The sequence below is a fragment of the Mesorhizobium sp. B2-8-9 genome (assembly GCF_006439475.1).
Classification (GTDB): Bacteria; Pseudomonadota; Alphaproteobacteria; order Rhizobiales; family Rhizobiaceae; genus Mesorhizobium.
In genome coordinates, this window is record NZ_VFTQ01000031.1 from 61,108 (window position 1) to 73,153 (window position 12,046).

15 protein-coding genes are annotated in these 12,046 nt (G+C 63.6%); 12 read left to right on the forward strand and 3 right to left on the reverse strand.

Features of this window, described 5'->3' with window-relative positions:
• The first annotated feature begins 67 nt into the window (after positions 1-67).
• The 6 genes from FJ423_RS27730 (at position 68) to FJ423_RS27755 (ending at position 4,858) form a co-directional block, all read left to right on the forward strand.
• Entirely contained in the window at positions 68-1,576 is a 1,509-nt protein-coding gene (locus tag FJ423_RS27730) for a multicopper oxidase family protein (RefSeq protein ID WP_140846113.1), read from the forward strand.
• Positions 1,573-2,136: a cytochrome c gene (locus FJ423_RS27735; RefSeq protein WP_140846114.1), complete on the forward strand. Its 564-nt coding sequence runs from the start codon at positions 1,573-1,575 to the stop codon at positions 2,134-2,136. Before FJ423_RS27730 ends, FJ423_RS27735 begins: the two co-directional genes overlap by 4 nt.
• Before the next feature lie 604 nt (positions 2,137-2,740).
• Positions 2,741-3,163: a hypothetical protein gene (locus tag FJ423_RS27740; RefSeq protein WP_095767120.1), complete on the forward strand. Its 423-nt coding sequence runs from the start codon at positions 2,741-2,743 to the stop codon at positions 3,161-3,163.
• 407 nt (positions 3,164-3,570) lie between these two features.
• Positions 3,571-3,804 carry a hypothetical protein gene (locus tag FJ423_RS27750; protein WP_095767121.1) on the forward strand — a complete coding sequence of 78 codons (234 nt, stop codon included), beginning with the start codon at positions 3,571-3,573 and terminating at the stop codon, positions 3,802-3,804.
• 150 nt (positions 3,805-3,954) lie between these two features.
• Positions 3,955-4,101: a hypothetical protein gene (locus tag FJ423_RS33745; protein ID WP_181174923.1), complete on the forward strand. Its 147-nt coding sequence runs from the start codon at positions 3,955-3,957 to the stop codon at positions 4,099-4,101.
• 541 nt (positions 4,102-4,642) lie between these two features.
• Positions 4,643-4,858 carry a hypothetical protein gene (locus FJ423_RS27755; protein WP_140846115.1) on the forward strand — a complete coding sequence of 72 codons (216 nt, stop codon included), beginning with the start codon at positions 4,643-4,645 and terminating at the stop codon, positions 4,856-4,858.
• 47 nt (positions 4,859-4,905) lie between these two features.
• On the opposite strand, the gene FJ423_RS27760 is transcribed toward FJ423_RS27755, so the two are convergent.
• The gene (locus FJ423_RS27760; protein ID WP_140846116.1) at positions 4,906-5,322 is read right to left on the reverse strand and encodes a helix-turn-helix domain-containing protein; all 417 of its coding nucleotides are present in this window, start codon (positions 5,320-5,322) and stop codon (positions 4,906-4,908) included.
• A 98-nt stretch (positions 5,323-5,420) separates the two neighbouring features.
• Here FJ423_RS27760 and FJ423_RS27765 point away from each other — a divergent pair, with 98 nt between their 5' ends.
• Both FJ423_RS27765 and FJ423_RS27770 read left to right on the forward strand, forming a co-directional pair.
• Positions 5,421-6,308, forward strand: coding sequence for an NmrA family NAD(P)-binding protein (locus FJ423_RS27765; RefSeq protein ID WP_140846117.1), 888 nt, complete (start codon positions 5,421-5,423; stop codon positions 6,306-6,308).
• Between the two features lie 15 nt (positions 6,309-6,323).
• Positions 6,324-6,869, forward strand: a complete 546-nt coding sequence (locus tag FJ423_RS27770; RefSeq protein WP_140846118.1) for a dihydrofolate reductase family protein — start codon at positions 6,324-6,326, stop codon at positions 6,867-6,869.
• Between the two features lie 96 nt (positions 6,870-6,965).
• On the opposite strand, the gene FJ423_RS27775 is transcribed toward FJ423_RS27770, so the two are convergent.
• Complete coding sequence (locus FJ423_RS27775; RefSeq protein WP_095767128.1) at positions 6,966-7,217, reverse strand: hypothetical protein; 252 nt, start codon at positions 7,215-7,217, stop codon at positions 6,966-6,968.
• A gap of 136 nt (positions 7,218-7,353) precedes the next feature.
• Positions 7,354-8,607 carry a cytochrome c peroxidase gene (locus tag FJ423_RS27780; RefSeq protein WP_140846119.1) on the reverse strand — a complete coding sequence of 418 codons (1,254 nt, stop codon included), beginning with the start codon at positions 8,605-8,607 and terminating at the stop codon, positions 7,354-7,356.
• Positions 8,608-8,826: 219 nt separating this feature from the next.
• On the opposite strand from FJ423_RS27780, the gene FJ423_RS27785 reads away from it, so the two are divergent.
• From FJ423_RS27785 to FJ423_RS27800, 4 genes are all read left to right on the forward strand, one after another.
• Positions 8,827-10,359: an acid phosphatase gene (locus FJ423_RS27785; RefSeq protein WP_140846120.1), complete on the forward strand. Its 1,533-nt coding sequence runs from the start codon at positions 8,827-8,829 to the stop codon at positions 10,357-10,359.
• Between the two features lie 104 nt (positions 10,360-10,463).
• The gene (locus tag FJ423_RS27790; RefSeq protein ID WP_140846121.1) at positions 10,464-10,913 is read left to right on the forward strand and encodes a hypothetical protein; all 450 of its coding nucleotides are present in this window, start codon (positions 10,464-10,466) and stop codon (positions 10,911-10,913) included.
• A gap of 54 nt (positions 10,914-10,967) precedes the next feature.
• Positions 10,968-11,390, forward strand: a complete 423-nt coding sequence (locus FJ423_RS27795) for an OsmC family protein (RefSeq protein WP_140846122.1) — start codon at positions 10,968-10,970, stop codon at positions 11,388-11,390.
• A gap of 5 nt (positions 11,391-11,395) precedes the next feature.
• Positions 11,396-11,920, forward strand: a complete 525-nt coding sequence (locus tag FJ423_RS27800; RefSeq protein WP_140846123.1) for a hypothetical protein — start codon at positions 11,396-11,398, stop codon at positions 11,918-11,920.
• Positions 11,921-12,046: the final 126 nt, after the last annotated feature.

Consider the following 12,046-nt stretch of genomic DNA (forward strand, 5'->3'; position numbering starts at 1 on the left):
AACTGGAACCCTTAGCGTCGGCGGCGAGGCCTGCGGCGGGCTCTCAATCGAGATCGAGGAGCGAAAAATGCATCGACGCGGTTTTCTGGCGGCAAGCCTGGCGACGGTTCTGGCGAGCCCGCGCGCGCTGGCGCAGATGAAGATGGACGACATGTCGAACATGCCCGGTATGGACCATGCCGGCCATGACATGGGCGCGATGGGTCAAGGCCCCGTGGCGCTGCCCCAGAACCAGCCCTTGCGCGAATTGCCGCTGCTGGCGAATGAAGCGGCCGGGCCCGGCCTGTTCAAGGCGAGGCTGACAGCAGAGTCGGCCACGGCGCGCTTTGCCGCCGACCGGGACACGCCGATTCTTGCTTATAACGGGATCAGCCCAGGACCGCTGATCGAGACCCAGGAGGGCGACCGCGTCGAGATCACCTTCTCGAACCGGATCGAGGGCGAGCCGAGCACCATCCACTGGCATGGCATGCCGGTGCCGGCGGACCAAGATGGCAATCCGATGGACCCGGTGGCGGCGGGCGCCGACCGTGTCTACGCCTTCGAACTGCCCGAAGGCTCGGCCGGCTCCTACTGGTATCATCCGCATCCGCATGGTCGGACGGCCGAGCAGGTTTATCGCGGCCTTGCCGGTGCGTTCCTCGTCAAGGCCAAGGCCGATCCGATCCCGGCCGCCTATGGAGACACCACGCTCTTCCTAACCGACCTTCGCCTCGCCGCCGACGGTTCAATGCCCGAAAACACCATGACCGACATGATGAATGGCCGCGTCGGCGATCAGGTGCTGGTCAACGGCCAGAAGAACCCGCGGCTCGCCGTGGCAATGGGCACGAAACGGCGCTTGCGGCTCTACAACGCCACCAATGCGCGCTTCCTGAGGCTTGCTTTCGTCAATGCGGCAATGACGGTGATCGGCAGCGACGGCGGCCTGCTTGAGGCGCCGGTGGCGACCGACGAGATCCTGCTCAGCCCGGCCGAGCGCGTCGAGCTGGTCGTCGCTTTCGACAAGCCGGGGACAGCAATCCTCACCACGCTCGACTACGACCGCGGCTGGATGGGGCCGGGCCGGCCGGAGGACAAGGGGCTCGCCCTGCTGACGGCCGACGTCTCGGACACGCAGGCCGAGCCGATGCCGCCGCTGCCCGAGCGGCTGCGGCCGATCGCGCGATTTGGCCAGCCGACGGTTAGCCGCCGTCTCGTCTTCACCGAGACCATGGCGATGAAGCCCACCGGTATGGAGATGGGTTTTCTGATCAACGGCATGGCGTTCGACATGGGGCGCGTCGATATCGTCGCCAGAGCCGGTGACACCGAGCTCTGGGAGATCGTCAACCAGGCCGACATGGACCATCCTTTCCATCTCCACGGCACGCAGTTCCAACTCATCGAGCGCGAGCGCGACGGCAAGGTCTCGAAGCCGCCCTATCTGGCGTGGAAGGACACGGTCAACGTGGCGCGCGGGGAGACGGTGCGGCTCGTCACGCGCCAGGAGCGGCCAGGGACGCGCATGTATCACTGCCACATCCTCGAGCATGAGCAGCTGGGTATGATGGGCGTCGTCGACGTGCAGGCATGAGGTCTGGCATCGTTTGCGCGGCCGCGGTGCTGGCCCTCGCCGTGTTGCCGGTAGCCGCACCGTCGCTGGCTCGGGACCCGAACAACGCGATCGTTACGACGCGCCAGGCCGCGATGAAGGAGATGGCCGCCGCAGCCAAGACGATTGCCGAGATGTTCGACGGCAAGCGCGCCTATGAGCGGGCGGCCTTCAAGGCAGCGGCGGGCACACTCAGCGCCCGCACCGGCGGTGCTCTGATTGCAGGATTCCCGCGGGGCACAGTTGGCGCGCCGTCGGCCGCCAAACCGGAGATCGACCAGGCCCGGCCGGAGTTCGAGGCGCTCGCCCGCCATATCGGCCGGCTTGCCGATGCGCTCGACGCCAAGGCCGGGAACGCGCCCGCCGAGATTACTGCCGACATGCGAATGACGGGACCGCCCGTAGACGGCGGCAGCCTGCTTGGCAAGCGCCCGGGCGTCGCCGAGGCCGATCCCGCAAAAATGCCGGCGGAGCATCTCCTGCACCTCATTCTGCAGGACTGCACGAGCTGCCATTCGAAGTTCCGGCGGAAAGTCGAATGAGGCCGGATGCGTTCAGTTGCAAGACCTGTGGGCGAGGCGAAGAGGGGTTCGGCGGTAGTCGGCTTGCCCCAAAAGAAGTCACCCTTGCCGCACGCGGGGCGCCTCGGTGCGGCCCAGGACAGTCAACCCGATCTCACTGGCCCCGGAGCCGCGCGAAATCGTCGAGGATTGCTGGGCGCTCGCCCCAGCTTGGTCGGGCCTTGGTGCTCGCCAGTCATTCACTTGCTGCCTTGCTGTACTGCCCCGGGCACGATCAGAGCGCCCTGGTCAGGTCCCGAAAATTTGAAGCCGATAAAAAATAGGACGATGATGAGAACGCAGATTGCCAGCACCGTGACGAGGGTCCTTCTCGGGTTTTCGGCTGGCGGTCTGTCTTCCATAGCAATTCGCCTTGGACTCTAAACTCGGCGACAATGCCGGGGTTCCCAACGCCGCGCCGACCAACGGACTGGCCGAACCACGTCAGGACGCGGCTTTTAGCGGAATGTTCCTAACCAACACGGTGCGGGCCTGCGCTTCCGAATTCCCAGCATCATACTTGCGTCTGTGCTAATATATAACGATTACGCACTTTCGTGCGTAGCCAACATATTGGGAGGATGCGATGAAAACCATGAATCGCAGGTCTGCAATTGCTCTCAGCATGACGGCCGCCGCGGTCACGCCCTTGTTCACCCTGATGGCATCCGCAAAGACCAAGAAATACGGTCCGAAGGATGGCAAGGAGATAGCGCCCGGCATCAGAGTGGTTGAGGTAGGCACCGGCAATTCCGACATTCCCGCCTACAAGAGCATTTCAATTGTCGACGTGGTCTTCCAGCCCGGAGCGCACGCGCCCGCAATGGTGATGGACAACGACATGGTATGCACGATTACGTCGGGCGCTTTCACGATCAAGAAAAAGGACAAGGAATTCAAGCTCAAGGAAGGCGACATGTACACCTGTTCCAAGGGCAAGACCGACGAGGCGACGAATACAAGCAAGGAGGTGGGCGTGCATCGCATCGCCGTCTTGATACCTGCCTAGGAGGCCGGCATCCGGCCGGACGATCGGTTGCTATCGCCAGTCCAGCCGAGGCTTGGGAAAATTCGCGCGGAAGACGATGTGCGAGGCGCGCCTTAGCCGAACCAGGGACCAACCTCGTCTTGCCGCTGAGTTGTGCGCCCAAGGTCAGCGCTTGCGAGACATTGCGGAGCGCCGCCTCTGTCAAGGCGGCGCCGGCGGGGCCAAGGGCCAGCCGGGCGATGACCGCGGCGACATGGACGCGCATTGTGAACAATCCCCTCCAGGCCGCCGCGTAGCGTCTGCCGGCGGCTTGGCGCCGCCTCGCGATTCTGAGAGAGGCGGCTCCGAGTCCGCGAGGGGCATCACAAAAATGACGCGCTCTCACCGCTATATGCCAGGCTGGATGCGCTAAAGCAGGGTTCATCATTATGGATGCCAGCGAATTGCAGGCCATAGGCGATACGCTGATGCGCGTCGTCACCCCCGATATGAAACCGAAAGACCTGCTCAAGGCGGTGCGAAAACTGCACCCGGACGCCAAGAAGAGGGATATTGCCCGCGCGGCCTTCCACGCCATTATCGCCAACGCCGACCAGGATCCCGGCAAGTCGCGCAACCTTCAGGCCTTCGCGCTCGCCGAGCGTACCCAGCAATCGGAATAAATTGCCGCGAATTGTAGTTTTGGGCTTGCCGGAAATTTAATAAGCGGCCTCTAATTTAATGGCTTAGCCGGCAGCTGGAGCCAATTCCAGGAAAAAGTGTGTCACGGTTTTCCGTCCGGAATTACCCTAGCCCCAACCGGTAATGAGCCCATGACCAAGAACCTCGGCAATGCCAAACCCAGCGCTCCTGCCAAGGAGATGAACCCCTCGCTGTTCGGCAAGGCCGCGCCGGCATTGTTTCCGCTGGTCGTCGCGGCGCTTGGCTATCTCATCGGCCGGCATTTCTTCGGCTTTTGACGGGCCGGCGTCCGGCACGCTATTTCCAGCCGGCCCAAGTACAATTGTCGTCTCGACCATCCTCCTTGCAGCTTTGGTCCTAGGGCCTAGGTCGTTCTTGTCCTTGGCCGGGCCCAAGCGCATGCTGGTGGGAGCCGGCGGCCTCGCAAACTCCGGTCAGGCCCGGCCGCCGAACCCAGTATCACCCCCCCAAAGGCTGCCGGGCCGCCGCCTGGGCGGCGAATTCTTCCGCGCTCGCCCACGGCCAACTGCCGCACTGCCTAAATCTGCAGTACCGCTCGGGCGCCTTCGAATTCCGTTGCTGCATCGTTTCGCAGACCGAACGCCATGTCGAAGTCGAACTCGCCTGCACCTAGGCGCAATGGCATGTCTTCGCCGCCACGCTCGCTTTTATTCGTGAAACTCGCAAATATGCCGAATAACGGCGGGTGCTCTTGCACTAAAGAACAATAAGCCACGCTTTTCGGCAATTCCAGACGCGCTAGATTGTATTGTGAGGTCGGAGATAGGCAGTTCTTCGAATGAAGAGCAGGAGCTGTATATGGTAACAAGCGAGCCAGACAGTGTCCGCGTAAAAACCGTTAATGGCCAATGGATCGTGCGCGTCGTCGACGGCGGCAGGCTGAAGCAGCAAGTGTTCGACATTCACGCGCAGGCCGAGATCTTCGCCGAGGAGGAGCGGCTGCGACTGGGGCTGCCGGGCGAGCCGCCGGCCGAAGAGCCGGTTCGACCGCTCCCACACGGGCGGGCTCGCTGACGGCGAGGGGTAGCCGGACCACGCCAATCGCCGAGGTCGGAACAGACCTATCCCTGGTGCTCGGCTCTGAGCCTCTCTTTCATCCGTTCAAGCGCCGGCTGACCGCCGGCCGCCAGATCGTTGGCGACCCGGGCCAGCTTATCGTCGGCCTTGCGGTATTTGCTGCCCCAGGCGCCGAGCGTTGCCAGCACCGGCAAAAGGTCGATGCCGGCCTCGGTCAACCGGTAGATCGCCTTCAGACCGTGGCTCGGGTCGTCGCTGCGGGTGAGGATGCCTTCGTCGACCAGCGTCTGCAGCCGCTCGGCCAGCGTGCGCGACGAGATGCCTTCATCGGATTGTAGGAACTCGCGAAAGTGCCTTTTCCCGGCGAAGGCCAGGTCGCGAATGATGAGCAGCGTCCAGCGGTCGCCGAGCAGTTCGAGCGAGAGGCTGATCGGGCAGCCGGATCGTTCCTTGGTCGACATCAGTATGGTTCCATTTTTAAATCATTTTACTATTGACATCGTTCTTGCCTTGCGTCAAATGGTTCCAGAAGTAAATCATTTGACGAGAGGAGATCGATATGAGCCGGCAAGTCAAGCGTACGATGGTGGTCGTCGGCGCAACCAGCGAAGTGGGCGCCGAGGTCTCGGCCAGACTGACCGGGGCAGGGCATGAGGTGCGCGGCATCGCCCGTAGCCTCGGCGTCGCACTCGAAGATCAGGCGGCGCTCGACGCCGCCTTCTCGGGTGCCGACAGCGCTTACGTGATGATCCCCTTCGATGTCACCGCGCCCGATCTGCATCACTTTGAGGACGAGGTCGGCGCACGGCTGGCATCCTCCATCGCCAAGGCGGGCCTGCGCCGGATCGTGCTGCTCAGCGGCCTCAATGCCCATCTCAGAATGGGTACGTCGCTTGGCGCCGCGCTGATGGAAAAGCGACTTGCCGCGCTGGGCCTGGAGGAACTCGTCTATCTGCGCGCCTCCTTCTTCATGGAGAATTTCATCAAGGGCATGGGCTTCGTCGAGCAGGCGGCGTCCGGCGTCTTCGCCTCGCCCTTCCGCGGCGACCTGCCGATGCCGCTGATTGCCGCCAAGGACGTTGGCGAACGCGCCGCCGCTCTATTGAATGCCGAACACTTTCCGATACAGCGCGTTGTCGAATTGCACGGCGGCGGCTCCTACACGTTCGAACAGGCCACCGAGATCCTGGGGAGGGCGATCGGCAAGGAGGTCGCCTACCATGAAGTGCCGTTAGCCGATGCGCGGGCCGGTATGGTCGCCAATGGCATATCGGCGAGTTTTGCCGATGCGCTGGGCGAGACGGCGGCAAGCTTCAACAGAGGCGAGCGCTGGGCGCTGGAAGCACCCTCAGCCGAAAATGCCACCCCGACCAGTTTCGAAGCCTGGGCGCAGGCTTTCGCCCGTTCGCCCGCCGCCGCGCGAGCCTTCATAGGCAGCAATTCCTGACGAGGGAGACCGGACATGAAGAAGCTTATCCTGCAGATGCAGATGTCGGTCGACGGTTTTGTCGGCGCCGATGAGGGCCATCGCTGGCAGCTTTGGGAATGGGGCGACGACAGCGCATGGGACGAGGAGCTTAAACGGGACTTCAACGCCGTTTTCACGACCATCGATACCATCCTGTTGAGCCGCAAGATGGCTGAGGAAGGCTATCTGACCCATTGGGGCAACGCGGCGAGGAAATATCCGAAGGACCGCTTCTTTGCCTTCGCCCAGCGCATCGTCGAGGCCGAAAAGGTGGTGGCGAGCGATAAGCTCGGGACCTCGCGCTGGGAACGAACGCGCGTCGTAAGCGGCGACTTGCCGCGTGAGGTCAACGCGGTGAAGCAAGGCGAGGGCGGCGACATCGCCGTGTTCGGCGGCGCCGGCTTCGCCTCGGCGCTGATCGCCGCCGGCCTTGTCGACGAGTTCCAGCTCTTCATCAATCCGGCCGTTCTGGGCAGCGGCCGCCGCATCTTCGACAAGGGCGGCTTTGGCAGGCTGAGGCTCCTCGGCTCCAGGCCCTAGGCCAGCGGCATGGTGGTGAGCCGCTACGCGCCGGCGAGGTGAGAAGGCAATCGATGGGAGATCGCTCTGCCTGAATCAATCTGGCAGCGCGGCTTCCTAACTACCTGTCTGGCCATGCCTTTCCCGGATGGGTTGGCAACCGCCCCCGCTGACCAGCCGCAGCTGCACGCCTGGCGTGATGGACCGCTGCCAAGCGGCGCGGCCGTTGCCCACGGCGGCAAACCAGCGGGCTTCGCACGATGTCAGGCCGATAAGCACCCGGCCGGCATATTCGGCCGGCGCGCCATTGGCCGCATCGAACACCGTCCAGCTGCTGCCAGGCGGCTCCTGCACCGGGACGAACCTCATCGGAGACTCCATCTGTGAAGAGATGGGCAATAGCAGGCGCGACTTGGCGTTCCTATGACGTGGTTCACATTGGCACACATTTACGGTGGATCGCACCGCTGCGGCTGCAAGCCACCAATCTCCTTGGCTGCTTGCCCTACTGCCCCGCCTGGTCGGCGTCGGTCAGCGTGCCGAGGAAGGCGACGATGTCGTCGATCTCGGCATCGGTCAGCGCCGGCTTGTCGCCGGGCTTTTTGCCATTGAAGGGCGGGTCTGTGTTGAGGTTTCCCCAGTAAGCCTTTGGCAGATCGTCGAATTTGTCGACCGTTCCGTCCGCCTTCTTCGGATACCAGCGCCCAGGATCCGTATCGCGGCTGGCGTAGAAGGCGACCGCGTCGCGCAGCGTGTGGAAATAGCCGTTGTGGAAGAAGCTTTTCCGCAAGGCAACGTTGCGCAGCGTCGGCGTCTTGAACAGGCCGCAATATTCGACGCGGTCCTTGAGATCGGTGCGCAGCGGACCGCACAGGCCGAGGTCGACATAATTGGGATCGGCATTGGCGGGGATCGCCGGGTTGCGCGGCACGGCAATCGCGATCAGGCCGTAATCGGTGAATTGCGGCGGCTCGCCGTCATTGGCCGGTTCGCTGAGATGACAGCTCGCGCAGTTGCCCTTCGCTGCTTCCTCGAACAGCATGCGGCCGCGCAATTCCTGCGCGGAAAGTTGCGCCTTGCCGGCGAGGAAGGCGTCGTAGCGGCTCGAATAGGGATAGAAATCGGCGCTGCTCTGCTCGAAGGTGCCCAGCGCTTCCACAGCGGCGTCGAAGGCGTCTTGCGGATGGTCGAAGACATCGGCGCCGAAGGCCGCCTTGAAGGCGCCGGCATAAGGCGCGTTGCGCAGGCTGGCGGCCACCTGGGACGCGTCCTTGTTGCCCATCTCGAAGGACGACAGCAGCGGGATTCTTGCCTGGTCCTTGCCGTGGTCGGCGCGGCCGTCCCAGGTCAGGCCCCCGGTCGGGCCATTGTCGACGCTTTCGTCGCCTTCGTCCTCGGAGTCGTAGAAGTGCTCCGTGAAGGCGGGCGCCGCCTGCAGGTAGCGCAGTGACGGCACGGCGCGAACGCCGGGCTGGTCAAGATTGGCTCCGCCCATTTCGACCGGTGCCGCCGAGGCCTGCCCGAAAGCGTGGTTGGGATCATGGCAGGACGAGCAGGCCTGCTTGCCCGAGGCTGAGAGCGACGGATCAAAGAACATCTGTCGCCCCAGCGCCGTCAGCGCCTCGGCGCGGGCGAAGGCTTCCTGGCGCGTCATCGGGCCGGGATGGACACCGGATGGCGCCTCGGTGTTGGCGGGCGTGGTGGAGGCGACGATCGTGGCCGCTGCAATGGCGATCGCGTGATTTTTCCGACGTCCCATCGTCTTCGGCGATACCCCTGATTTCTTCGCCCGGTTTCTTTGGCGGCGTAAGGATCGAGTGCAACGGATTGATGACCGGTCTTCCCGCTCACGAAACCGTGTTCGGCCGGGGCCGAACTGTCACAAAGGTGACAAGGCGTCGAAGTAGCTGGGCATTGATGCAGTTGCGTTCCTGCATTGCCGTCCTCCAGCCATTCCCAAGCCACGAGGCATTTTCCAATGATCCGGTCCTTTCTCTCCCTTTGCCTCGCCTCCACGGCGCTGGCATCGCTCTCTGCCGCTGCCCAAGCGGCGCCTGCCGGTTACGACAAGATCGACACCGTCGTCGTCATCTACGCCGAGAACCGCAGCTTCGATAACCTTTATGGCGGCTTCCCCGGCGCCAACGGTCTGGCCAACGTTTCGCCCGACCAGGCGCGCCAGCTCGACCGCGACGGCAAGCCGCTTTCCGAATTGCCGCCGGCCTGGGGCGGACTGACCGGCAAGGGCGTCACGCCGGCGGTGACGGAGGCGCAGAGCGCGCATCTGCCCAATGCGACATTCGCCATCGACGATCCCAAGGGCTTCAACGAGAATACCGGCGTCATCACCCATGATCTGTGGCATCGTTTCTATCAGGAGCAGATGCAGATCGACGGCGGCCGGAACGACAAGTTCGTCGCCTGGGCCGATTCCGGCGCGCTGGTGATGGGCCATTATGACGGCTCGATCCTGCCGATGTGGGCGATCGCCAAAAAATACGTGCTGGCGGACAATTTCTTCCAGGGCGCCTTCGGCGGCTCCTTCCTCAACCATTTCATGCTGGCCTGCGCCTGCGTGCCCTACTATCCAAATGCCGACACCAGCCCGGTGAAGGCCCAGATTGCCGTCGTCGAGCCGGATGGCGTGACGCTGAAACCGGCCGACAATTCGCCGCCCTCGGCGCTGGGCGGCGTGCCGAAATTCGCCAATGACGGCGCCATCACGCCCGACTTCTACGCCGTCAACACCATGCAGCCGCCTTACCAGCCAAGCGCCAACAAGCCGGCCGAGGGTGGCGACAAGGCGCTGGCCGATCCGGCGCAGCCGACCACGCTGCCGCCGCAGCACGAGATCACCATCGGCGATCTGCTGTCGCTCAAGGGCATTTCCTGGGCGTGGTATTCGGGCGCCTGGCAGGCGGCGCTCGACGGCAAGAACGCGACGCCCGTGCCGAACTTCCAGTTCCACCACCAGCCTTTCAACTATTTCGCAGCCTATGCGCCGGGCACGGCCGCGCGGGCCGAGCACATCAAGGATGGCGGGCTCGGCGGCACCGAGTTCATCAAGGCGATCGACGACGGCAAGCTGCCGGCGGTCTCTTTCTACAAGCCGCAGGGCAACCTCAACGAACATGCCGGCTATGCCGACGTGACCTCCGGCGACCAGCATCTGGCCGACCTCGTCGCGCATCTGGAGAAGAGCCCGCAATGGGCGCATATGCTGGTGGTCGTCACCTATGACGAGAATGGCGGCTTCTGGGATCATGTCGCGCCGCCCAAGGCCGATCGCTGGGGCCCGGGCAACCGCATCCCGGCCTTCATCATCTCGCCCTATGCGAAGATGGGGATGGTCGATCACACGCAGTACGACACGACCTCGATCCTGCGCTTCATCACCAACCGCTACGACCTGCCTGTGCTGCCCGGCATCGTCGCCCGAGACAAGGCGCTTCGCAACCACGACCAGCCGCCGATGGGCGATCTGACGGCAGCGCTCGATCTGACGAAGTAATCGTCGAAGCCCTTCTTGCAAAAGGCCCGCTCCGGCGGGCCTTTTTTTGTTGCGGCATCGCAAGGGTACTTGCCACGATCGGTCCCCCTGCCACACAAGGTGCTATGTCCGACAATTATCTGCACATGGTTCCTGACGATCCATACTGGCGTCCCGATAAGACGGCGGCGGAAGAGGCTGCCAACTTGGTGCGCGGACTGTTCCCCCAAGCCGAGCATGTCGGAATCGAATACAAGGAAGCAGTGACCTTCTTCGATGCAGGCGCGAATACGGAAAGCGTCCACTGCGCCTTCTGCGGGAGCGAACTGGGGGATTGGTGGGGCAATGCCATGGATCAGGCAGCCGTTTCGGATTTTAGCGACCTCGCTATCGTGACGCCTTGTTGTAGCAAATCCACGTCGCTCAACGATCTCCGCTACGTATGGCCTGCCGCGTTCGGTATGTGCTCGCTTACAGTCGTCAATCCTGGCGCGACCACCCTCGGCGCCGAGGAACTGCGAAGGATTGAGCAGGCGATTGGCTCGCCGCTCAAGGTGATCTGGCAACATCTCTGAGCCAGCTGAGCCAAGCAGACCAACCGAGCTGCTGAGCAGAACGAAGGAAGCACGATGGCGGACCTCAAGATCAGAACCCGCAATGCCGGCGCGCTCGCCGTCCTGCCGCCGGGCGGGCTGCCGGTGATCACGACGCCGACCGGTGGCACGGTCGATGTGGTCACGCAGGTCAGCGCGCCCGGCTTCAGCCCGCTCGACCTGCTCCATGCCTCTTTGGCCGCCTGCATGGTGCTCAGCGCCCGCATCGCCGCCACCCGCCTCGGCGTCGCCGACCGGCTCGGCGAGGTGAGGGCGGATGTCAGCGGCGAGAAGGCGACGGACGAGCCCTCACGGGTCGAGACATTCATCGTCAAACTGGAGATCGCCGGCGACCTCGATGACGCGACGAAAGAGCGAATCCTGGCGGACGCGGAAAACATCTGCACCGTCTCCAACACGCTGCGCGGCGCGCCGGCGCTTCGTTCCACGCTGGGGTGAGCGCAATGGGGTATCTTTCGCCGATCGACTACGCGACCGCCTCGGACGACATCCGCGCCGAGCACGACCGCGAGCTCGCGCTGCGCGGCCGCATGACCAACATGAAGCGCATCCTGCTCCACTCGCCGGCCGCCCACCGCATCTACGCCGAATGGTTCACGCTGCGCGACCTTCTCAAGCCCACACTCGACGACCGCGCCATCTGGCTGTTGTCGAAAGCGGTCGCCGAAACGATGCGCGCCGAGATTCCCGTGATCTTCTTTCGCCGCGCATTGATCGAGAACGGGATCGACCCCGAAGCGATCGAACCGACCGCCGACGAGACGCTGCTGATTTCCTTCGGCATGGCAATCGCCGCCGATGCCAATGGCGTCCCGGAAAAAACCTGGGCCGCGCTCAAGGCGCGCTACGACGAGACGCTGCTGGTCAACCTCACCGCCTTCGCCGGCATCATGGTGGCGACCTGCGTGTTCACCAATGCGGTGAAGGTGGATCTCGATCCGGAGCTGGAGATGTATCGGAGGCAGTGAGGCGCGACTTCTCCGTCTCCCCCTGTGGGAGAAGGTGGATCGGCGCGTTAGCGCCGAGACGGATGAGCGACTATCTTGGGTGTCAAGTTGCATTTGCGAACTCTTTGCGCGCGTCACGTGCTTTTG

What these genes read in the sequence shown, in the direction of transcription:
- FJ423_RS27790 (WP_140846121.1), top strand. Translation starts at nt 10,464, where the DNA reads ATGTCCGACAATTATCTGCACATGGTTCCTGACGATCCATACTGGCGT.
- FJ423_RS27760 (WP_140846116.1), bottom strand. Translation starts at nt 5,322, where the DNA reads ATGTCGACCAAGGAACGATCCGGCTGCCCGATCAGCCTCTCGCTCGAA.
- FJ423_RS33745 (WP_181174923.1), top strand. Translation starts at nt 3,955, where the DNA reads ATGACCAAGAACCTCGGCAATGCCAAACCCAGCGCTCCTGCCAAGGAG.
- FJ423_RS27780 (WP_140846119.1), bottom strand. Translation starts at nt 8,607, where the DNA reads ATGGGACGTCGGAAAAATCACGCGATCGCCATTGCAGCGGCCACGATC.
- FJ423_RS27740 (WP_095767120.1), top strand. Translation starts at nt 2,741, where the DNA reads ATGAAAACCATGAATCGCAGGTCTGCAATTGCTCTCAGCATGACGGCC.
- FJ423_RS27735 (WP_140846114.1), top strand. Translation starts at nt 1,573, where the DNA reads ATGAGGTCTGGCATCGTTTGCGCGGCCGCGGTGCTGGCCCTCGCCGTG.
- FJ423_RS27765 (WP_140846117.1), top strand. Translation starts at nt 5,421, where the DNA reads ATGAGCCGGCAAGTCAAGCGTACGATGGTGGTCGTCGGCGCAACCAGC.
- FJ423_RS27795 (WP_140846122.1), top strand. Translation starts at nt 10,968, where the DNA reads ATGGCGGACCTCAAGATCAGAACCCGCAATGCCGGCGCGCTCGCCGTC.
- FJ423_RS27750 (WP_095767121.1), top strand. Translation starts at nt 3,571, where the DNA reads ATGGATGCCAGCGAATTGCAGGCCATAGGCGATACGCTGATGCGCGTC.
- FJ423_RS27770 (WP_140846118.1), top strand. Translation starts at nt 6,324, where the DNA reads ATGAAGAAGCTTATCCTGCAGATGCAGATGTCGGTCGACGGTTTTGTC.
- FJ423_RS27730 (WP_140846113.1), top strand. Translation starts at nt 68, where the DNA reads ATGCATCGACGCGGTTTTCTGGCGGCAAGCCTGGCGACGGTTCTGGCG.
- FJ423_RS27755 (WP_140846115.1), top strand. Translation starts at nt 4,643, where the DNA reads ATGGTAACAAGCGAGCCAGACAGTGTCCGCGTAAAAACCGTTAATGGC.
- FJ423_RS27775 (WP_095767128.1), bottom strand. Translation starts at nt 7,217, where the DNA reads ATGAGGTTCGTCCCGGTGCAGGAGCCGCCTGGCAGCAGCTGGACGGTG.
- FJ423_RS27785 (WP_140846120.1), top strand. Translation starts at nt 8,827, where the DNA reads ATGATCCGGTCCTTTCTCTCCCTTTGCCTCGCCTCCACGGCGCTGGCA.
- FJ423_RS27800 (WP_140846123.1), top strand. Translation starts at nt 11,396, where the DNA reads ATGGGGTATCTTTCGCCGATCGACTACGCGACCGCCTCGGACGACATC.